At 71.5% G+C, this 20,768-nt stretch carries 19 protein-coding genes; 9 read left to right on the top strand and 10 right to left on the bottom strand.

Annotation, left to right across the window (positions count from 1 at the left end):
• Positions 1-185: 185 nt before the first annotated feature.
• Both AQI70_RS08960 and AQI70_RS08955 read left to right on the top strand, forming a co-directional pair.
• A complete protein-coding gene (locus tag AQI70_RS08960) occupies positions 186-791 on the top strand; it encodes a UTRA domain-containing protein (protein WP_425264608.1) in 606 nt (201 codons plus the stop codon).
• The gene (locus tag AQI70_RS08955; protein WP_208607315.1) at positions 788-1,558 is read left to right on the top strand and encodes a glycosyltransferase family 2 protein; all 771 of its coding nucleotides are present in this window, start codon (positions 788-790) and stop codon (positions 1,556-1,558) included. The genes AQI70_RS08960 and AQI70_RS08955 overlap by 4 nt, the downstream gene beginning before the upstream one ends.
• A 3-nt stretch (positions 1,559-1,561) precedes the next feature.
• On the opposite strand, the gene AQI70_RS08950 is transcribed toward AQI70_RS08955, so the two are convergent.
• The 4 genes from AQI70_RS08950 to AQI70_RS08935 all read right to left on the bottom strand — a co-directional run bounded on the left by AQI70_RS08950 (position 1,562) and on the right by AQI70_RS08935 (position 4,953).
• A complete protein-coding gene (locus AQI70_RS08950) occupies positions 1,562-1,750 on the bottom strand; it encodes a ferredoxin (protein WP_062146199.1) in 189 nt (62 codons plus the stop codon).
• A 68-nt stretch (positions 1,751-1,818) separates the two neighbouring features.
• Entirely contained in the window at positions 1,819-3,039 is a 1,221-nt protein-coding gene (locus AQI70_RS08945; RefSeq protein WP_062146197.1) for an amidohydrolase family protein, read from the bottom strand.
• Between the two features lie 148 nt (positions 3,040-3,187).
• A complete protein-coding gene (locus AQI70_RS08940; RefSeq protein ID WP_062146196.1) occupies positions 3,188-3,937 on the bottom strand; it encodes a TIGR03943 family putative permease subunit in 750 nt (249 codons plus the stop codon).
• A complete protein-coding gene (locus tag AQI70_RS08935; protein ID WP_374195760.1) occupies positions 3,934-4,953 on the bottom strand; it encodes a permease in 1,020 nt (339 codons plus the stop codon). The genes AQI70_RS08940 and AQI70_RS08935 overlap by 4 nt, the downstream gene beginning before the upstream one ends.
• 181 nt (positions 4,954-5,134) lie before the next feature.
• Here AQI70_RS08935 and AQI70_RS08930 point away from each other — a divergent pair, with 181 nt between their 5' ends.
• Complete coding sequence (locus AQI70_RS08930; protein WP_062146194.1) at positions 5,135-7,057, top strand: NAD-binding protein; 1,923 nt, start codon at positions 5,135-5,137, stop codon at positions 7,055-7,057.
• A gap of 97 nt (positions 7,058-7,154) precedes the next feature.
• Here the strand turns inward: AQI70_RS08930 and AQI70_RS08925 are convergent, their stop codons facing one another.
• Complete coding sequence (locus tag AQI70_RS08925) at positions 7,155-8,993, bottom strand: S9 family peptidase (protein ID WP_062146192.1); 1,839 nt, start codon at positions 8,991-8,993, stop codon at positions 7,155-7,157.
• A 112-nt stretch (positions 8,994-9,105) separates the two neighbouring features.
• Between AQI70_RS08925 and AQI70_RS08920 the strand changes: the two genes are divergently transcribed.
• Positions 9,106-9,945 carry an SURF1 family protein gene (locus AQI70_RS08920; RefSeq protein WP_062146190.1) on the top strand — a complete coding sequence of 280 codons (840 nt, stop codon included), beginning with the start codon at positions 9,106-9,108 and terminating at the stop codon, positions 9,943-9,945.
• A gap of 195 nt (positions 9,946-10,140) precedes the next feature.
• Here the strand turns inward: AQI70_RS08920 and AQI70_RS08915 are convergent, their stop codons facing one another.
• The 4 genes from AQI70_RS08915 to AQI70_RS08900 all read right to left on the bottom strand — a co-directional run bounded on the left by AQI70_RS08915 (position 10,141) and on the right by AQI70_RS08900 (position 14,723).
• Positions 10,141-11,181, bottom strand: coding sequence for a hypothetical protein (locus tag AQI70_RS08915; RefSeq protein ID WP_062146187.1), 1,041 nt, complete (start codon positions 11,179-11,181; stop codon positions 10,141-10,143).
• Between the two features lie 119 nt (positions 11,182-11,300).
• On the bottom strand, positions 11,301-11,981 hold the full coding sequence (locus AQI70_RS08910) for a SigE family RNA polymerase sigma factor (RefSeq protein ID WP_079051207.1): 681 nt from the start codon (positions 11,979-11,981) through the stop codon (positions 11,301-11,303).
• A gap of 400 nt (positions 11,982-12,381) precedes the next feature.
• Positions 12,382-13,434 carry an aspartate-semialdehyde dehydrogenase gene (locus tag AQI70_RS08905; RefSeq protein ID WP_062146185.1) on the bottom strand — a complete coding sequence of 351 codons (1,053 nt, stop codon included), beginning with the start codon at positions 13,432-13,434 and terminating at the stop codon, positions 12,382-12,384.
• Positions 13,431-14,723, bottom strand: coding sequence for an aspartate kinase (locus AQI70_RS08900; RefSeq protein WP_062146183.1), 1,293 nt, complete (start codon positions 14,721-14,723; stop codon positions 13,431-13,433). The genes AQI70_RS08905 and AQI70_RS08900 overlap by 4 nt, the downstream gene beginning before the upstream one ends.
• A 569-nt stretch (positions 14,724-15,292) precedes the next feature.
• Here AQI70_RS08900 and AQI70_RS08890 point away from each other — a divergent pair.
• The 4 genes from AQI70_RS08890 (at position 15,293) to AQI70_RS08875 (ending at position 19,373) form a co-directional block, all read left to right on the top strand.
• Positions 15,293-16,036 (top strand): cyclodityrosine synthase, encoded by a 744-nt coding sequence (locus AQI70_RS08890; protein WP_079051206.1) that lies wholly within the window; start codon positions 15,293-15,295, stop codon positions 16,034-16,036.
• Positions 16,026-17,213, top strand: coding sequence for a cytochrome P450 (locus tag AQI70_RS08885; protein WP_062146179.1), 1,188 nt, complete (start codon positions 16,026-16,028; stop codon positions 17,211-17,213). Before AQI70_RS08890 ends, AQI70_RS08885 begins: the two co-directional genes overlap by 11 nt.
• Before the next feature lie 88 nt (positions 17,214-17,301).
• The gene (locus AQI70_RS08880) at positions 17,302-18,018 is read left to right on the top strand and encodes a response regulator transcription factor (RefSeq protein WP_062146177.1); all 717 of its coding nucleotides are present in this window, start codon (positions 17,302-17,304) and stop codon (positions 18,016-18,018) included.
• Positions 18,015-19,373, top strand: coding sequence for a sensor histidine kinase (locus tag AQI70_RS08875; protein WP_062146175.1), 1,359 nt, complete (start codon positions 18,015-18,017; stop codon positions 19,371-19,373). Before AQI70_RS08880 ends, AQI70_RS08875 begins: the two co-directional genes overlap by 4 nt.
• Here the strand turns inward: AQI70_RS08875 and AQI70_RS08870 are convergent.
• Positions 19,339-19,842, bottom strand: coding sequence for an SgcJ/EcaC family oxidoreductase (locus tag AQI70_RS08870; RefSeq protein ID WP_062146173.1), 504 nt, complete (start codon positions 19,840-19,842; stop codon positions 19,339-19,341). The genes AQI70_RS08875 and AQI70_RS08870 overlap by 35 nt on opposite strands.
• Before the next feature lie 193 nt (positions 19,843-20,035).
• Here AQI70_RS08870 and AQI70_RS08865 point away from each other — a divergent pair, with 193 nt between their 5' ends.
• Complete coding sequence (locus tag AQI70_RS08865) at positions 20,036-20,767, top strand: sulfite exporter TauE/SafE family protein (RefSeq protein WP_062146171.1); 732 nt, start codon at positions 20,036-20,038, stop codon at positions 20,765-20,767.
• The last annotated feature ends 1 nt before the right edge of the window (position 20,768 follow it).

Genomic DNA, 20,768 nt, shown 5'->3' with positions numbered 1-20,768 from the left:
CCTTGTTACTGTGGGCACAGCCCGATCGCTGGTGCATCCCCCGTCGCCAGCGATCGGGCGTTCGCATGTCCGGGGCGGCCCTCCGGTGGGGGCACGAACCGGCAGATCCCCTTGAGGAGTCGTACGCTGATCGTGTCTGACCCCGGACGACGGACCGGTGACCGCCAGTGCCGAAGGCGTACGAAGTGATCGCGGACGATTTGCGCCGCCCCCGCACCCCGATGGTCCGCGACAACCACCGGCACCAGTGGGAGAAGGACCGGGCGCGCCGCCCGCTCGCGACCCGGGCCGCGACCGGGGCCACGGAGCACGAGACCGGCCTGGAGCCGCGGGACCTCGTCTTCCACGCGCGCTATCGCGAGGTCGCCGCGCCCCCGGAGCTCGCGGCCCGCTTCCGCGTGCCGGACGGGACCCCGCTGCTGGAGCGCACCTACCGGACGCGCTGCTCCACCGAGAGCGCCCCGTTCAGCCTCGTGACGTCCTACCTGGTCCGCTACATGATCGCCGCGAACCCCGAACTCCTGGACGACAGCCGGGAGCCCTGGCCGGGCGGCACCCAGAACCAGCTCTACACGGTCGGCATCGAGGTGGACCGGGTCGAGGAGCGGATCACCGCACGGCCGCCGACGCCCGAGGAGACGCGGGAGCTGGACCTGCCGCCGGGAGCGTCGGTGATCCTGCTGCGCAAGACGTCGTACGACATCACCGACCGCGCCGTGGAGATCTGCGAGGTCACGCTGCCCGGCGACCGTACGGAACTGCTCTTCACCACGTCACTGGAAAGGTGGTGAGTGCCGCCGTGCCCCGGCGCGTCCTCGTCGTCACCGCTGTCCACGGCCCTTCGGCGGCCTTCCTGCCCCAGGCCCACAAGTCGCTGCGCGCACAGGAGTTGCCGGCGGGCTGGGAGTGGCACTGGGTGATCCAGGAGGACGGCAGGACGGACGAGGTCGCCCCCTACGTCCCCGACGACGCGCGCGTGACCTTCGGTCAGGGCCGCCCAGGTGGCCCGGGCGTGGCCCGCACCATCGCGCTCGCGCACGCCGAGGGCGAGTACGTGAAGATCCTCGATGCCGACGACCAGCTCACCCCGGGGGCGCTCGCCCGTGACCTGGCCGTTCTGGAAGCCGACCGCACCATCGGCTGGACGACCTCCCGGGTCCTGGACCTCCTGCCGGACGGCTCCACGGCCGGGTTCCCCGGCGACCCCGACGACGGGCCGATCGAGCGGGGTGCCGTCCTCGACTTCTGGGCGGCGAACGACTTCCGCGCCCAGGTCCACCCGGCGACCCTCTGCGTCCGCCGGGAGCTGCTGCACGCCCTCGGCGGCTGGATGGCGCTCCCGGCGTCCGAGGACACGGGCCTGCTGCTCGCGCTCAACTCCGTGAGCCGGGGCTGGTTCTCGGCGGAGGTGGGGCTCTACTACCGGAAGTGGGAGGGGCAGGTGACGGGTCAGCCGGCCCATGTCGACCCGGTGGAGCGGGCCGCGCGGATGGCTGTGGTGGAGGCGAGGGCGCGTGCGCTGGCCGCCTTCGGGTGGCGGTATCCGTCCGGCCGGTGACCGCTACTCGGTGAGGGTGATGGCCTGGGACGGGCACTTCTCGACGGCCTCCCGCACCTCTGGGTCGTCGCCGCTGTCCTCCCGTCCCGGTCGCACGACGCCGAAGTCGTCCACGAACTCGAAGACCGACGGGGCGCGGTGGACACACTCGGCGGAGCCGTAACACAGGTTCTGGTCGATCGACACCCTCATCCGCGCTCCCGTCGCACGCACTCCCGCCATGGACCTTCATGACTGGACTGCCCAGCCGGTGAGCCCGCTCAACCCTCCTGATCAAAGGGGAGTTCAAGCATCCGGATCGCGTTCCCGCGCAGCAGCTTGTAGGCCACCTCGTCGGAGAGTCCCCCGACGTGCTCCTCGGCGACCCGCCTGGTCTCCGGCCATGTGGAGTCGACGTGCGGATAGTCCGTCTCGAAGGTCGCGTTGTCGACGCCGACCGTCTCGATCGCCTCGATACCGTGCTTGTCGCGGAAGAAGCAGCAGAAGATCTGCCGGTAGTAGTACGTCGACGGCGGCTCAGGGATCAGGTCCTTCACCCCGCCCCAGGCCCGGTGCTCCTCCCAGACGTCGTCCGCGCGCTCCAGGGCGTACGGGATCCAGCCCATCTGGCCCTCGCTGTAGGCGAGTTTCAGGCGCGGGAACTTCACCAGGACCCCGGAGAAGAGGAAGTCCATCATCGACGCCATGGCGTTGTTGAAGCTGAGCGAGGCCTGGACGGCGGGCGGGGCGTCGGGGGACGCGGCCGGCATCTGGGAGGAGGACCCGATGTGCATGTTGACGACCGTGCCGGTCTCCTCGCAGGCCGCGAAGAACGGGTCCCAGTAGCCGGAGTGGATCGACGGCAGCCCCAGATACGTCGGGATCTCGCTGAACGTCACCGCGCGCACCCCGCGCGCCGCGTTGCGGTGGATCTCCGCGACCGCGAGGTCGATGTCCCACAGCGGGATGAGGCACAGCGGGATCAGCCGGCCGCCGCTGTCGCCGCACCACTCCTCGACCATCCAGTCGTTGTAGGCGCGCACACAGGCCAGCCCGACCTCCTTGTCCTTGGCCTCCGCGAAGGTCTGGCCGCAGAAGCGCGGGAAGGTCGGGAAGCAGAGCGAGGCCTCGACATGGTTGATGTCCATGTCCGCCAGCCGGGCCTTCGGGTCCCAGCAGCCGCGCCGCATCTGCTCGCGGGTGATGCCGTCGAGCGTCATCTCGTCCCGGGAGAAGCCGACGGCCGCGATGATGCGCTTGTACGGGAAGAGGTCGCCCTCGTACTCCCACCAGTCGGTGAGCTGGCCCTCCGGGTCCGTGGTGAAGCGGTACCTCCCGCCGACGTACTCCAGTTCACCGATCCCGGCGGTGAGGGGCTTCGGGCCCCGGTCCCGGTACTTGGCCGGGAGCCAGGTCTCGAAGAGGTGCGCGGGCTCGATCACGTGATCGTCCACGCTGATGACCTTGGGCAGGTCCTTGATGCCGCTCTCGGTACTGGCCACGCCTACCTCCTGGCTGCTGCGCTGCTGCCTGCCGGTGCCTTGAAGCGCTGAGTCGCAGTATCTGACGGTCCATCAGATTTGGGTTCGGGTTCAGGGTAGTGCTCCGGCCGGAGTTGCGCCAAGGGCTCACCGGGGTCGGCGTTCGGCGTCAGCCGTTCCAGCTCTCGTCGTACGGGTCCTTCGGCGCCGCCACCGGTTTCGCCTCCGTGACCTCGATGAACGGGATCGGGCCGCCGTTGACCGGGTCCTTCGCGCGGCGCGGGCTGTAGGTGCCGGTGATCCGCAGCCAGGTGTCCGGCTGGAGGACGGGCGGGATCCGGCCGGCGAGGGCGACCTTGACCGGCTGGGCGTCGGCGGCACAGCAGTTGAGGGCCATGCGGACGAGGTAGGGGGTGCCGTCGCGGTCCAGGGCCAGGAAGCCGGTGAGCTGCACGCGGCGGCCCTGGAGGGTGCGGCCGTGGTCGTAGACGGCGCGGCCCGCGTAGTCGACGACGCCGAGCCGCAGGGGGTCGGCGGACGGGAGGGCGGGGTAGGCGAGGGGTTCCTGGAGGGCGGTACCGGCGCGGGTCGCGCTGTAGGAACCGAGGGCCGGCGGGGCGACCAGGATCAGCGCGAACAGGGGCAGGACGAGGAGCCAGGAGACACGGGGTTCGTGGTGGGCGTGGCCTGGCCCGTCACCCGGTTCGTCATCGTGCTTCCGCCCCCGCCCCCGTCCCCGCGCCCGCTTCCGCTCGTACCACACCGTCGCCACCGCCGCCGCGATCAGCACCGCGCCGGAGAGCAGCACCAGCGGGCGCAGGCCCTGCTTGACGTACCGCAGGTAGAGGTCGGTGGTGGCGGCGTGCAGCAGGGACGCGCCGAGCAGGAACAGGACGGCCGCCTGGGCCTGGCGGTTCACAGGATCACCGTCCCGGTGAGCACCGACACGACCACGGCCAGCGCGAAGGTCGCGGGGGCGAAGCGCAGGGCGAAGGCGCGGCCGAAGGTGCCCGCCTGCATCGCGAACAGCTTCAGGTCGATCATCGGGCCCACGACGAGGAAGGTGAGGCGGGCCGTGAGCGAGAACTGTGTGAGCGACGCCGCCACGAACGCGTCCGCCTCCGAGCAGATCGACAGCACCACGGCGAGGATCGCCAGGGCGAGCACCGACAGCACCGGGTTGTCGGCCGCCGCGCTCAGCCAGCTCTCCGGGGCCACCGCCTTGAGGGTCGCCGCCGCCATCGCGCCGACCACCAGGAAGCCGCCCGCGTGCATCACGTCGTGCCGAACCGAGCCCCAGAAGGCCTCGCCCTTGCTCTGGCCGTCGTGGGACGCGCGGGACTGGGGGCGCAGCCATTCGGTACGGCCGAGGCGCAGCCACAGCCAGCCCATCGCGCACGCCACCAGCAGGCTGGCGACCAGGCGGGCCAGCACCATCTCCGGGTCGCCGGGGAAGGCCACTGCCGTCGCCGTCAGCACGATCGGGTTGATCGCCGGGGCGGACAGCAGGAACGCCAGCGCCGCCGCCGGAGTGACGCCCCGCCGGACCAGCGCCCCGGCCACCGGCACGGACGCGCACTCACAGCCGGGCAGCACCGCGCCCGCCGCCCCGGCGACCGGGACGGCGAGGGCAGGGCGACGGGGCAGGGCGCGGGCGAAGAAGGACGGCGGCACGAACACCGCGATCGCCGCCGAGAGCAGCACGCCCAGGACCAGGAAGGGCAGCGCCTGGACCATCACCGCGACGAACACCGTCGTCCAGCTCTGCATCACCGGAGCGGACAGCGCGCGGCGGATCGGGCTCTGCAGCAGCACCAGCGTCAGCAGCAGCATGGTCAGCAGCAGAGGGGAGTTGAGGTGCCGGCCCTCCTCCTCGGACCGCTCCGGGTCCCTGCGGTCGTCGGGCCGCCGCGGGGCGGCTTTGGTGATCGCCACGGGCGAGGTACCTCCGGTGCTGCGGAAGGGCGCTGGTTTCCCTCCCCTCCGGTACGGCCGGAGGGGAGCGGGCGTTCAACGGCGCGGCGACCGCCTGTGGAACCACCCGTCACATGAGGCAGTCTTGTCCCTCGTGGGGAGCGTTCCGAGTCAGAGTCCGGGGAGTGACACGGCCGCGCACATGGTGGTGTGCGGCGACGACGGGCTGGCGCACCGGCTGGCCGCCGAGTTACGGGGGGTCTACGGCGAACAGGTCACGCTCGTCGTGCCGCCCTCCGAGCGCACGGTACGGCCGCCGGTCGTGGGCCGGGCCCGGGCCGCGTCGGCGGCGCTGCTCGGCGTGGTGACCGCGGCCGTGGGCCGCGCGGGCGGCCAGGCCGTCGGCGGCGGCGAACCGGCCGGGAGCATCCGGGTGGTGGAGGCCGCCGAGGCCACCGAGGCCAAGCTCGCCGAGGCGGGCGTGGAGCAGGCCGCCGCGCTCGCCCTCGTCTACGACGACGACGAGACCAACATCCGTGGCGCCCTCACCGCCCGCCGCCTCAACCCCCGCCTCCGGCTCGTCCTGCGCCTGTACAACCGCCGGTTGGGCCAGCACATCGAGGAACTCCTCGACCAGGCCGCCACGTTGGCGACCGGACTCGGCGACATCGGGCTGGACGCCTCCACGACCGTCCTGTCCGACGCCGATACGGCCGCCCCCGCGCTGGCCGCCGCGGCCGTCGCCGGCACCACCAAGGTCGTCCAGGCGGAAGGTCTGTTGCTGCGCGCGGTGGAGCGCCCGCCCGCGCGCCCCGGTCAGGCGCCCCCTTCCGGGCTGGCCACGCTGGCCCTGCTGTCCTCGACCGGCAACGACCCGGCGGGAGCGGACGGTTCGGAGGGCGGCGGGGAGCAGGGTCCGCTGCTGCTGCCCGACGCGGCGGCGGTACGGGAGGCCAGGGGGCGCGGGACGGTCGTCCTGGAGCAGGTGTCGTTCGCGGGGCCCTCGCTGCCGTCGGGGCGAGGCGCGGTGCCGTCGTTCGCGTCGCTGTTCTCCCGGCGGCTGCGGTGGTCGCTGGCGGGACTGGTGGGCTGTGTGGCGGCGCTGGCCGTGGCGCTGACCCTGGTGACCGGCCAACACCCGCTGTACGCGACGTACATCACCCTCCTCGACCTCTTCGCCATCAACGAACCCGCGCTCCACCAGTCGACGGCCCGGCAGATCCTCCAGCTGCTGTCCGGGCTGATCGGTCTGCTGCTCCTTCCGGTGCTGCTGGCGGCGGTGCTGGAGGCCCTGGGCACCTTCCGCTCCGCGTCCGCGCTGCGCAAACCACCGCGCGGGCTGGGCGGGCACGTGGTGCTGCTGGGCCTGGGCAAGATCGGCACCCGGGTGCTCACCCGGCTGCGGGAACTGCACATCCCCGTGGTGTGCGTCGAGGCCGACCCCGAGGCGCGGGGACTGGCGACGGCCCGGCGGCTGCGGGTGCCGGTGGTGCTGGGGGACGTCACGCAGGAGGGCGTCCTGGAGGCGGCGAAGATCCATCGGGCGCACGCGCTGCTCGCGGTGACCAGCGCGGACACCACGAATCTGGAGGCCGCCCTGTACGCACGCTCCGTGCGCCCCGACCTCCGGGTGGTCCTGCGCCTGTACGACGACGACTTCGCCACCGCCGTCTACCGCACCCTGCGCGCCGCGCACCCCCACGCGTCCACCCGCAGCCGGAGCGTGAGCCATCTCGCCGCGCCCGCCTTCGCCGGGGCGATGATGGGCCGCCAGATCCTGGGGGCGATCCCCGTCGAGCGGCGGGTGCTGCTGTTCGCGGCGGTGGACGTGGCCGGCCATCCACAGCTGGAGGACAAGACCGTCGGCCAGGCCTTCCGGGCGGGTGCCTGGCGGGTGCTGGCCCTGGACAGGACCGCACGGGACGAGCGCCGCGACGATCGCCGGGAGGAGCCTGCGGCGGAGGAGGCGTACGAGGACGGCCGGGCGGGCGGGGCGTCGGGGTGGGTGTGGGACCTGCCCGACACCTATGTCCTCCAGAAGGACGACCGGGTGGTGCTGGCGGCTACGCGCAGGGGCCTGGCGGAACTGCTGGGGAGGCGGTCGCGGGAGCGGGCGGGGACGTGAGCGGGCGGAGACGTGAGCGGCCGGGGGCGTGAGCGGCCGGGGACGTGAGGGGCCGGGGCGTGAGCCGAAAGGACTCCGCCCCCTCACCCCCGTGGCGTCACGGGCGCCGCGGCGCCTTCAAGTGCCTCTCGGCGAAGTCCAGTTCCAGCCTGATCTGCTTGATCCGCTCGTCGACCACCAGCGACCCGTGCCCGGCGTCGTACCGGTACACCTCGTGCACCGCGCCCCGGGCCTCCAGCCGCTTCACATAGTTGTCGATCTGCCGGATGGGGCAGCGTGGGTCGTTCACGCCCGCCGAGATGTAGACCGGTGCCTTCACCTGGTCGACGTACGTCAGCGGTGAGGACGCCTCGTAGCGCTCCGGCACCTCCTCCGGTGTGCCGCCCAGCAGGGTGCGGTCCATGGCCTTCAGCGCTTCCATCTCGTCGTGGTACGCCGTGACGTAGTCGGCGACCGGGACCGCCGCGATGCCCAGCGTCCACGCGTCCGGCTGGGTGCCGAGACCGAGCAGGGTGAGGTAGCCGCCCCAGGAGCCGCCGGTCAGGACCAGACGCTCGGGGTCGGCGAGGCCCGACGTCACCGCCCATTCCCGGACCGCCGCGATGTCCTCCAGCTCGATCAGGCCGACCCGGTGCTTGAGGGCGTCGGTCCAGGCGCGGCCGTAGCCCGTGGAGCCGCGGTAGTTGACGCGGACGACCGCGTACCCGTGGTCCACCCAGGCCGCCGGCCCGGCCGCGAACGCGTCACTGTCGTGCCAGGTCGGACCGCCGTGGATGTCGAACACGGTCGGGAGCGGGCCCTCGACGCCCGCCGGCCGCTGCACGAGCGCGTGGATGCGGCCGCCGGGGCCCTCCACCCACACGTCCTCCACCGGCACCGAGCCCGGGGACTTCATGCCGGGCGGGTCCAGCACCACATGCCCCGCCGTCGACCGGACCGCGGACGGCTCCGCCGCCGACGACCACAGGTACTCCACGCTGCCGTCCGGACGGGCCGTCGCCCCCGACACCGAGCCCGCCGGGGTCGGGATCCGCGCCAGCTCACGCCGGGCCAGGTCGTACCGGAACAGCTCGCTGCGCGCCTCGAAGCTGTGCACGATCAGCAGACCGCTCCCGTCGGGATACCACTCGGCGCTCACGTCGCCCGGCAGCTCCAGCGCGAGGTCCGTCTCCTCCCCCGTCGCCACGTCCCACACCAGCGGCTCCCAGCGGCCCCGGCGCTGGTGGCCGATGAGCAGGCGCGTGTCGCCGTCGACCGGCGCGAAGCCCAGGACCTCCAGGCCCAGCTCCACGGCGCCGCCCTTGGTGTCGTCGAGTTCGGCGACCGTCGTGCCGTCGGGGCGCAGGACGCGCAGGGCCGAGTGCATCGCGTCGCCGTGCTCGGTGTGTTCGAGGGCGATCAGTCTGCCGTCGTGCGAGAGGTCGCCGACGCCCGCGGACTCCCGGTGGCGGTAGAGCTCCACCGGGGGCTCGCCGGTGCGGGTCAGGTAGATCGTGGTGCCGTCCTCGTCCGTGGAGCGGCCCACGATCGCCGTACGGCCGTCCCGGCCGAGGGCGAGGCCCGCCGGGTACGACGGGTCCAGGCCCGGCGCCGCGAGCTCGTCCTCGCCGCCGCCGAACCGCTGCCGGCGCCAGACGCCGAACTCGTCGCCGTCCTTGTCGTCGAACCACCAGATCCACTCGCCGTCCGGGGAGAGCAAGCCGTCCGTCGTGCCGTTCGGCCGGTCGGTCACCTGGCGCTGCTCGCCCGTCGCGCGGTCCCAGGCGTACAGCTCGTACGTCCCTGTGGCGTTCGACACGAACAAGGAGCGGTCCGGTGCGTCCTCCGCCCAGTCGGGCAGCGACACCCGAGGCGCCCGGAAGCGCTTCTCCCAGTCCGGCATGTCCTTGTCCTGCTTGAGGTGATCCCGCGAATCGGACCTGTGGCTCTCAGTCATGGCCCCATAGTGCCTGGCCCGGCCGACAATTCGCTGGCCAGGTCCCCAGCCTGTGGATAACTTCGGGACCCCGCGGCCCGGCCCTCCGCAGGAGCCCCGTACCGTTGAAGGCGTGTACCGGTTTCTGCTGACGCCCCGTTGGTGGGGGATCAACGTCTTCGTGCTGCTGGCCATCCCCTTCTGCGTCTTCATGGGGTCGTGGCAGCTGAGCCGGTTCGAGGCGCGGGTCGAGGACCATCGCAGCGCCGGTGCGCAGGCCGCGGAGAACAAGCGGGAGGCGGCCCGTCCGCTCACCGAGCTGCTGCCCGTCGACAAGGCGACGGTGGGCAGGCAGGCCACCGCGAGCGGGCGGTACGGCAAGCAGCTGCTGGTGCCGGACCGGGAGCTGGACGGCAAGCGGGGCTACTACGTCCTGACGCTGCTGCGCACCGACGACGGCAAGGCCCTGCCGGTCGTACGCGGCTGGCTCCCCGGCGACGCCGACCGGGCCGAGGCCCCCGCCGCGCCCACCGGCGAGGTCACGATCACCGGCGTGCTCCAGGCGTCCGAGATGCCCGGCGAGAACGGCGTGCCCGCGCAGGGCGGCCTGCCGTCCGGGCAGACCGCGGCGATCAGCGCGGCGTCGCTGGTGAACCTCGTGCCGTACGACGTCTACGACGCCTGGGTCACCCTCAACAAGGCCGACTCCGCCATGAAGCCCGTCCCGGCGACCACTCCCCAGGACACCGGCCTCGACCTGAAGGCGTTCCAGAACCTCGGCTACACCGGCGAGTGGTTCGTCTTCGCGGGCTTCGTGGTCTTCATGTGGTTCCGCCTGTTCCGCCGCGAGGTGGAGTTCGTCCGGGACGCCGAGCTGGGCCTGGTACCGGACGGAGCGGCCGACGGGGGCGCCCCACAGCAGACCGGGGAGCAGCCGAGCGAGGGACCGGCACAGGAGAAGGCGAACGCCTAGAGCGGAGGTTTGCGCGGCGCCCGGTGCCTGCGGCTGCCGGGGCCCGTGTGCCCGGCGCCGGCACGGTGCCGGGGTGCTCAGCGCCGTACCGCTCGGCCCGCGCTCTCCCGGCCGAGTGCGCTCCCCCGCCCCGGCCGGGCCCGTGAGGGCCGGCCACGCTGTGTCGCGCATGGGAACGACCGTCAAGCCCCGCTGCTACGCCCCGGCCAGCACGCCCGTGTAGTAGATGATCCCCGCGCACGCGTTGGACACCAACGCCGTGGCCGTCGGGGCTCCCGCCTCCGCCGTGTTGGTGACCGTGACGCTTCCGTCCGCCGTGGTGTCCTGCGACATCAGCTGGGTGGAGGTGCCTGTGTCACCGCCCGTGGACGTGCCCTCCGTAGTGCCGGTGGGGTTCTCGGTCGGGGTCGGGGTGGGTGTGGGGTCGTCGGGGCCCTCGGTGGGGTCGGTCGTCGTGGGGCAGGTCTCCGAGGGGATCCAGGCGAACCTCACCTCGTACGCGGCGCCCGGCTTGAGGACGAGCGAGGTGAGTTCCTGGGAGGGATCGGGCAGACCGGCCGCCGCGTCGCCGCCGACATGGCGGGACGTGGTGATCTTGGTGGAGTCCGCCGCTCCCGCTGTGATGAAGTTCACCCCGCCGGGGCTGCTCACCGTGCAGTCGGTGGCGGAGATGTTGCTGAAGCGGAAGGTGCCGTACACCGTGCCGGACGAGTCGGGGGCGGCGGTGGTCCCGCCTGACGTGCCGAGCTGGTCGGCGGTGCACGGGGTGACGTCTGCCGGGCCGGCCGCCGAGGGGTCGTCGGAACCTCCGGTGCCGCTGCCGGTACCGGCGCCGGTGTCCTCGTCCTTCTCCTTCTCGCTGCCCTTGCCCTTGTCCTCGGTCTTGCCCGAGGAACCGCCGGACGTGCTCTCGCCGCCCTCGGTCTCCTTGCCCTGACCGGCCCCGCCCTGCGCCTGCTCGCCGTGGCCGGCGTACTCGGAGTTGACGCTGGAGCCGGTGGAGTTGGAGACGTGCACCAGGGCCGGAACGGCGGTGCCGAGGAACAGCACCGCGGCCGCCGCGCCGACGAGCGCCTGCCGCTTGCGCGCCCGCCGTGCGGGCACCGCCCGCCGCAGATGGTCCAGCGTGCCGTCACGCGGTTCGATCTCCTCGACCGCCTGGTGCAGTATGCGGCGCAGTGCCAGCTCGTCCGAGTCGAGCCCCTCGGGGCCCTGGTCGTCGGGGCCGTGGTTCACAGTTCCGTTCCCAGCGTGCGATTGCTTCGGCTCTTGCTTGTCCGGACGCCCCGTCGGCTCTCGCCATTCATAGGGCTCGTGGGGGACGTGCAGCTGACGCCGCCCCTCATGGTCCTCGCTCATGCCGGCGCCTCCATGGCGACCCGCAGCGCCGCGATGCCGCGCGAGCCGTACGCCTTCACGGAGCCCAGCGAGATGCCGAGCGTCTCGGCGACCTGAGCCTCCGTCATGTCCGCGAAATACCTGAGGACCAGCACCTCGCGCTGCCGGCGCTGCAGGCCCTTCATCGCCCGGATCAGCGAGTCGCGCTCCAGCTGGTCGTACGCCCCCTCCTCCGCGCTCGCCATGTCGGGCATCGGCTTGGACAGCAGCTTCAGACCCAGTATCCGGCGGCGCAGGGCGGAGCGGGACAGGTTGACGACGGTCTGGCGCAGATACGCCAGCGTCTTCTCCGGGTCACGGACGCGCTTGCGCGCGGAGTGGACGCGGATGAACGCTTCCTGGACGACGTCCTCGCAGGAGGCGGTGTCGTCGAGGAGGAGGGCTGCGAGACCCAGCAGCGAGCGGTAGTGGGCCCGGTAGGTCTCGGTGAGGTGATCGACGGTCGTACCGGCCGCCGCGGTGCTCTCGGCGTCGGCACCGTCACGCTGACTGGGAATGCGGGCGGGCCGCGCTGCGGGCATGGGCGCGATCACCGGCATGCCGCCGGGCGCGCCGGGCATGCGTGATCGAACGGGCCGGCGGGGCGGCCGTAGGGCCGTGCCGCGGGTCGCCGCGCTGAAGTCGAGTACCTCTGCCACGCCTGTTGGACACGCGTCCCCCCTGGAGGGTTGTACGTGCCGGACGTCACTTTTGCGCCAGTCCCAGCAGCCGACCCTCTCGTGCCAGGCAGCACAGCCGACAGTGCGTCAAACGCCCACATGCCTACCCGCTCTTCCCTTATGTCCCATATGAACGGGCGTCCCCACGCCCTGCCCATGGCGTCCCCACGCCAGAAAAAAACGCGTCTTCCCGCCCCATAAGGGCGACCGCAAAGACGCTCCCCGCCCTGCAAGCGGTTGCAGAGGGCGGGGAGAAAATCTTCGGCTGCCGCCGGACCCGGTTCAAGTGGTCCGGACCATCGTTCGGCTCACACTGGTCCCACAGATCCTACAAACGATTCGGACAGGGCCCAGGTGTTTTCCGGCACCGCGGGGGGTCTCACAGGAACTCCGCCGCCACGAGCTCCGCGATCTGCGCGGTGTTGAGCGCCGCGCCCTTGCGTAGATTGTCCCCGCACACGAAGAGTTCGAGCGCCGTCGGATCGTCGAGCGCGCGCCGCACCCGCCCGACCCAGGTCGGATCCGTGCCCACCACATCGGCGGGCGTCGGGAACTCGCCCGCCTCCGGGTCGTCGTACAGCACGACCCCCGGCGCCGTGGCCAGGATCTCGCGCGCCTTGGCGACCGTGACCTCACCCTCGAAGCGGGCGTGCACGGTCAGCGAGTGCCCGGTCAGCACCGGCACCCGCACACAGGTCACCGCGACCGGCAGCTGCGGCAGCCCGAGGATCTTGCGGGACTCGCCCCGCACCTTCATCTCCTCCGACGACCAGCCGTCCGCACGCAGCGACCCGGCCCACGGCACGACGTTGAGCGCGACCGGCTCCGGGAACGGCCCGGTGTTCTCGCCGATGGCCCGCCGTACGTCCCCGGGGCTGGTCCCCAGGTCCGTACCGGCGACCAGGGACAGCTGCTGCCGGAGCGTCTCGACCCCGGCGCGTCCGGCGCCACTCACCGCCTGGTACGAGGACACCACCAGCTCGCGCAGCCCGAACTCGGCGTGCAGCGCGCCCAGGGCCACGATCATGGACAGGGTCGTGCAGTTGGGGTTGGCGACGATCCCGCGCGGCCGCATCCGCACCGCGTGCGGATTGACCTCGGGGACGACCAGGGGCACATCCGGGTCCATCCGGAAGGCGCCCGAATTGTCCACCACCACCGCGCCCTTGGCGGCGGCGATCGGCGCCCAGCGGGCGGCCACGTCGTCCGGTACGTCGAACATCGCGATGTCGACCCCGGCGAAGGCCTCCTCGGTGAGCGCCACCACCTCGTCCTCCTCGCCGCGCACGGCCAGCTTGCGGCCGGCCGAGCGCGGTGAGGCGATCAGACGGATCTCGCCCCAGATGTCCGCGCGCTGGGACAGGATCTGGAGCATGACCGTGCCGACGGCTCCGGTCGCTCCCACGACCGCGAGCGTCGGTCGACGAGTCATCGCCCGGTGCCTCCGTACACGACAGCCTCGTCGCTGTCGGAGTCGAGACCGAAGGCGGTGTGCACGGCGCGCACGGCCTCGTTGACGTCGTCGGCGCGGGTGACGACCGAGATGCGGATCTCGGAGGTCGAGATCAGCTCGATGTTCACGCCCGCGTCGGACAGGGCCGTGAAGAAGTCGGCCGTGACACCCGGGTTGGTCTTCATACCGGCGCCGACCAGCGAGATCTTCCCGATCTGGTCGTCGTAGCGCAGCGAGTCGAAGCCGATGCCGCTCTTGTTCTTCTCCAGGGCGTCGATGGCCTTGCGGCCCTCGGCCTTGGGGAGCGTGAAGGAGATGTCCGTCAGCCCGGTGGAGGCGGCGGACACGTTCTGCACGATCATGTCGATGTTGATCTCGGCGTCGGAGATCGTGCGGAAGATCGCGGCGGCCTCGCCCGGCTTGTCCGGCACACCGACGACGGTGATCTTGGCCTCGGAGGTGTCGTGCGCGACACCGGAGATGATGGCCTGCTCCACCTGCTTGTCCCCTTGCTGCTGCGTCTTTCGAACGAGTGGCTCGCTGCTGACCCACGTGCCCTGAAGCCCGCTGAAGCTGGACCGGACATGGATCGGGATGTTGTAGCGGCGGGCGTACTCCACACAGCGGTGGAGCAGCACCTTCGAGCCGGAGCTGGCCAGCTCCAGCATGTCCTCGAAGGAGATCCAGTCGATCTTCTTCGCCTTCTTCACCACGCGCGGGTCGGCGGTGAACACGCCGTCGACGTCGGTGTAGATCTCGCACACCTCGGCGTCGAGGGCGGCGGCCAGCGCGACAGCGGTGGTGTCCGACCCGCCACGCCCCAGCGTGGTGATGTCCTTGGAGTCCTGGCTCACACCCTGGAACCCGGCGACGATGGCGATGTTGCCCTCGTCCAGCGAGTCACGGATCCGGCCCGGCGTCACATCGATGATCCGGGCTTTGTTGTGGACCGAGTCGGTGATGACACCTGCCTGGGAGCCGGTGAACGACTGGGCGCTGTGGCCCAGGTTTTTGATCGCCATGGCCAGCAGGGCCATGGAGATCCGCTCTCCGGCGGTCAGCAGCATGTCGAGCTCGCGCCCGGCAGGCATCGGGGATACCTGCTCGGCGAGATCGATCAGCTCGTCCGTCGTGTCGCCCATCGCGGAAACCACGGCGACCACCTGGTGGCCGTTCTTCTTGGCTTCCACGATCCGCTTGGCGACGCGCTTGATGCCTTCGGCATCGGCTACGGAGGAGCCTCCGTACTTCTGCACGACAAGGCCCACGTGCGCTCCTCGCTCAGTCCGTGTGTGTCGGCTCAGTCTAACGAGCGCCCGAAAACGACCTTGGGGTTCCCAGATGGTGAGATTCGTTCGCTCGGGGTGGTCCCTGCCCGGTGGACGGCAGTGCATACGGGGAAGTGGTGCAGGTCACTGGGGCCCGCACCCCGGCATGCGAGAGCGTGCGCCGGGCGCCCCTGCCTCCGACTGGGACCTCTTCACCACCGCACCCCCCACGGCCGCGTGCTTGTCGGGCGAGCTCACTGCGGGCGCGGCGACGCCGGCGGCCCCGGCCCACGCTGAAATTCACGTCGACCTTCTGGGAGGGACGCTCTACACGGCCGCGAACGGCGCCATCCACGTGGGCGCCGATGGCGCGGACCTCCTTCGGCTCCCGAACGTCCTCTCCCCCGTCGTCTGACGACCGCCCTGGTGAGGACCGCGCACGGGACCGCCCGGCTCCGCCATTGACGCTCTGCGTAGTCGACCGCTAACTTCGCGTCGTCGTCGCCACACCAGGAGCACAAGGCTCCATCGGGACTAGCGACGCGAAGGACTCTCCTCCTTTGACGACTGTGACCGTTCCAGAGATCCAGCACGTCACCCGGGCCGATACCGAGGCCGATTCTCCGGCCGGCCTCTTCGATGTCCAGCCCTTCACTCCGCACTGCGAGGTCATCCGCGCCGCCGGCGACCACGCCGTCATCGGGGTCTCCCCGGGCAACAGCTATTTCTCCGCCCGCCGCGTCCACGACCTCGCCCGCTGGGGCCTCGCCCTGTTCGAGCGGGTGGACTTCGTCTACACCGACCTGTACGTGGCCGAGATGTACGCGGCGTCCGGCTATCCGCCCGACGACGCGCGCCGCAAGGCGGTGAAGAACCTGCGCGGCGTGCGCGCCAAGGTGCTGGGCGCCGTCCAGGCGGTGGACCCCGACGGCACGCGGCTGCGCGCCCACGCCATGTCCGACTTCCACGGCAACCCGGCGTACCGCGAGATCCACGACCACCTCCAGGCCCGGCTCGCCACCGACGGCGCGTTCCACGCGACCTGCGAGAAACTCGTGGACTCCTTCCTGGCCGGCCGGGCGGGGCGCGCGACCGACGCCCAGCGCGAGGTCTGCCTCGCCTACGTCTGCGCCGAGGCACCCCTCTTCCTGGACACCCCCGCCATCCTCGACGTCCCCTCCTCCCTCAACTGCTACCACCAGCTGCTGCCGATGGCCGAGCTGCTCTACGCCCGCGGCGCCGGCCTGCGCGCCTCCCGCAACCAGGGCCACGCCATCGTCACTCCGGCCGAGGGGACCACCGATGCAGACTGAAGCCCTCATCGACTTCCCGTTCTCCTGGCGCGGCGATCAAATCCCCGCCGAGGTGGAGGAGTTGCGCGCCAACGCACCCGTGCGCCGGGTGCGCACCATCGCCGGTGACGAGGCCTGGCTCGTGTCGTCGTACGAGCTGTGCAAGCAGGTCCTCGAAGACCCGCGCTTCAGCCTGAAGGACACCTCGGCGCCGGGCGTGCCCCGCCAGTACGCGCTGACGATCCCGCCCGAGGTCGTCAACAACATGGGGAACATCACCGGCGCCGGGCTGCGCAAGGCCGTACTGAAGGCGCTCAATCCGAAGAGCCCCGGTCTGGCGGAGTGGATGCGGTCGTACGCCGCCGAGCTCGTCGACGGGCTGGTCCGCGAGGGCGCGCCGGTGGATCTGCGGGGCGGCTTCGCCGACCCGTACTCGGCGGGCATGCACTGCCGCATCCTCGGCATCCCGCTGGCGGACGCGCCCCGGCTGATGCGGAGTCTGGACATCGCGTTCATGAACTCGGCCTGCCCGATCGCGGGCGCCCGGCTGAACTGGGACCGGGACATCGCGTACATGACCGAGCGGCTCGACGACCCGGCGACGATGGGCCTGATGGGAGAGCTCGCCGCCCTGCGCGCGGACCCCGACTACGCCCATCTCACCGACGAGATGCTCGCCACGGTCGGGGTGACGATGTTCGGCGCGGGCGTCATCTCCACCTCGGGCTTCCTGGCCATGGCCCTGGTGTCGCTGATCCAGCACCCCGAGCTGCACGCCCGCCTCCTCGCCGACCGCACCCTGGTCCCCGCGGCCGTGGACGAGCTGCTGCGGATCAACCTGTCCATCGGCGACGGCCTGCCGAGGCTGGCGACCGAGGACGTACGGCTGGGCGACGTGGAGGTGCGGGCGGGCGACCTCGTCCTGGTCCTCGTCGAGGGCGCCAACTTCGACCCGGCCGCCTTCCCCGACCCGCACACGGTCGACCTCGGCCGCGAGAACGCCACCGCCCATCTGTCCTTCGGCGGGGGCCGCCACTACTGCCCCGCCACCGCGCTCGGCCGCAAGCACGCCGAGATCGCCCTGGACACCCTGCTGGAGCGGATGCCCGGGCTGCGGCTGGCGGTGCCGATCGAGCAGCTGGTGTGGCGGACCGGGTTCATGAAGCGGATCCCGGAGCGGCTGCCGGTGATGTGGTAGCCGAGGTTTAACCCATTATGTCCAGCCATTGACCGCTATCAGGATCGGCGACCGGACGTCTTTAAAGTTCAACCACTATGGTGCGCATGTGCGCGTACTGCTGGTGGAAGACGACGAACCGGTCGCCGAGTCGCTTCGGCGCGGCCTGCTGCGCTACGGCTTCGAGGTGGCATGGGTCACCACGGGTGCCGCGGCGCTGAGCCACGACGCCCCCTACGACGTCGTCCTCCTCGATCTCGGCCTGCCCGACACCGACGGCCTCGACGTCTGCAAGGCGCTGCGCGAACGCGGCGACGTGCCGATCATCGTGATCAGCGCGCGCAGCGACGAGACGGACCGGGTGGTCGGGCTGGAGCTCGGTGCGGACGACTACGTGTCCAAGCCGTTCGGCGTCCGCGAGGTCATCGCGCGGATACGAGCGGTGATGCGCCGCCTGCAGCCCCGTACGCCCGCTGCCGCCGCCGAGGCCGGCCCGGACCGCTACGGCCCCCGCCTGACCATCGACCGCAAGGCGGCCCGGGTCCGCCTGGACGGCGAGGAGGTGTCCCTCGCGCCCAAGGAGTACGACCTGCTGGCCTTCCTCACCGAGGAGCCCGGGGCGCTGATGTCGCGCGAGCAGATCATGGAGGCGGTCTGGGACGCCAACTGGTTCGGCCCGACGAAGACGCTGGACGTGCATGTGGCGGCGCTGCGGCGGAAGCTGGCGGGGGCGATCACGATCGAGGCGGTTCGGGGGGTCGGGTTCCGGCTGGAGATCGTCCGGGACGCGAAGGGCGGCGACGGCGAGGGCAGCGACGCCTCATGAACCGCCAGCTCATCCGCAGCTACATCCTGCTCGTCGCGGTCGCCATCTTCCTGTTCACCGTGCCGGTGGCCTTCACGCTCACCAAGCAGCTGCGGGACGACACCGAGCTGTCCGTCCTGCGCGAGGCCAAGACCATGGCGCTGCTGCTGGGCAACAGCGACACCACCTCGTGCGACGCCCTGACGAAGGTGGCCAAGGCGTACGGCGCCGAGACACCCGGCAACGTCCAGGTGACTCCCACCAGCAGCTGCGCTCCGGACCTGCCCAAGCCCGCGGCGGACGCGGCGCTGACCCGGGCCGTGGAGCGGAACGAGCCGACGACCGACTGGGGCTCCGACTTCATCTGGGGCAAGCACCTGACGATCACCGTCCCCGTCCCCGCCCAGGGGGATGCGGCCGTGCGGATCGTGTACTCGACCTCGGACATGACCACGCGGCTGTGGCAGATCTGGGGCTTCCGGGCGGCACTGGCCCTGCTCGTGCTGGCCGCGGCCGCCGCGATCGGCGCGTTCGTCGCCCGCCGCATCACCGCGCCGCTGCGCGAACTGAACTCCATGGCGAGCAAGTTCAGCGACGGCGACCTGACCGCGCGCTCCCCGGTCACGGGCCCGCCGGAGACCCAGACGCTCGCCCGCACCCTGAACCAGGGCGCGGAACGCCTCGACACGCTCGTCGCCTCGCAGCGGATCTTCGTGGCCGACGCCTCGCACCAACTCCGGACCCCCCTCACGGCGTTGCGCCTGTCCCTGGACAACATCGCGGACGGAGTGGACGACGAGTTCGTACGCGAGGACGTGGAGCAGGCCACCGCCGAGGTGGTCCGGATGAGCCGCCTGGTCAACGGCCTGCTGGTGCTCGCCCGGGCCGAGGCCAAGGTGACGGCCGCCGAGCCGCTCCCGCTGATGGACATCGTGCGGGAACGGCTCGCGGTGTGGAGGCCGGCCGCCGACGAGCGCGGAGTCACCATCGCGCTCAGGGGGAGTGCCGACGGCCGGCCGTCTGTGCTGGCCAGCCCTGGTGCTCTGGACCAGGTACTGGACAACGTGCTCTCCAACGCCCTGGAGGTCTCACCGGACGGCGGGACGATCACCGTCCGGGTGGAGCCCCGGGGCGAGGTGGTGGATGTGTCGATCCTGGACGAGGGCCCCGGCATGTCGGACGCCGAGAAGTCCCGCGCCTTCGACCGCTTCTGGCGCGGCCAGGGCCTGACCGGGAAGTCCGGCTCGGGCCTCGGCCTCGCCGTCGTCAAACAGCTGGTGACGGACGACGGCGGGACCGTGACGCTGACCGACGCGCCCGGGGGCGGGCTGAAGGTGACGATCAGCCTTCGGGCAGCTTCGAGGAGTGGTGGTTGACGATCTTCCACTCGCCGTTCCGCTTCTCGTACGCGTACGTGTAGCGGGCCTTGACGACGCTCTTCTCACCGGTCGCCTTGTCGGTGAGCGTGAACTGGTAGACACCCGCGTCGATCGCGGAGTTCCCGTCGAGGACGTTGACGTGCGTCTCGATCTTCTTGCCGACCGGCTTGTTCGCCAGGAAGTGCTCGAAGTAGTCGACGATGGCGGCGCGGTCGGAGCGGACCTTGTTGGACACGGTGGGCAGGAGCACCGCGTCGCTCGCATACAGGTCCGCGACCTTCTTCGGGTCGCCGGTCTGCAGCGTGCTGTTCCACTGGTCGAACAGCCCGGCTATCTGCTTCTTGCTCGCCGCCTTGTCATCCCCTCCGGTACCGGCGACACCGACTCCGGCGGCGAAGGTACCGACGGCGACGACGGCGGTGGCGGTGACGACGGCTACGCGCTTGCTTACGGAACGACGGGTCATCGCATCTCCAGTGCAGGGGGGTTGACCTGGTGTTTCTCCTCCCTCCGCGTTCTGTGCGGTGGAGGTGACTCCAGATTCGCGTGGCACTGGTTAGGGCCCGTGCAGGCGACGTACAGCCCCGGGAAAGGGCTCGTCCAATTCGCGCCTTGCAGTCATTGATCACGCGCTGTCGGCGGCGGAAGGATACCGACCTGTGACGGGTGAGTGGGCGGGAGACATACTGCTGGCCGGGGTCGTCCTGCTCGGCTCCAGCGTGCAGTGGCTCACGGGGATGGGCTTCGCACTGGTCGCCGTACCGGCCCTTGTCCTGCTGCTGGGACCGACGCAAGGGGTGGTCCTGGCCAACTGCGCGGCCGGGGTGATCAGTGTCGTGGGGCTCGCGGGTGGCTGGCGCCGGGTGCGGATGGGCGCGATGGTGCCGCTGTGCGCGGCGGCGGCGTGCACGGTGCCGGCGGGGACCTGGCTGACTCGCCAACTCCCCGAGCCGGTCCTGTTGTTGACCATGGGCGGCCTGGTGACGCTCGCCGTGCTGCTGATCATGCGGGGAGCCCGCGTCCCCGCCCTCCGGGGCGCGAAGGGCGCGGTCGCGGCCGGGGCGGTGGGCGGTTTCATGAACTCCGCGGCGGGGGTGGGCGGTCCGCCGGTGTCCCTGTACGCGGTCAACGCGGGGTGGACGGTACGGGAGTTCGTGCCGAACGCGATGTTCTACGGCGTGGTCGTGAACGCGTTCTCCGTGGCGTCGAACGGGGTGCCGGGGCTGAGCGGGGCGCAGTGGGTTCTGGTGGCCGCGGCGATGGGGGCAGGCGGGCTCATCGGCAGAGGGCTCGCTTCCCGGATACCGGAGGGGCGGGCCCGCCTGCTCGTCCTGCTGCTGGCCCTGACGGGCGGGGTGACGGCCGTGGGGAAGGGCCTGTGGGGGCTGTGAT

This window comes from Streptomyces curacoi, assembly GCF_001513975.1.
GTDB classification, from domain to species: Bacteria; Actinomycetota; Actinomycetes; order Streptomycetales; family Streptomycetaceae; genus Streptomyces; species Streptomyces curacoi.
The sequence above is the reverse complement of the archived record's forward strand: the minus strand, read 5'-3'. Positions and strand labels throughout refer to the sequence as shown.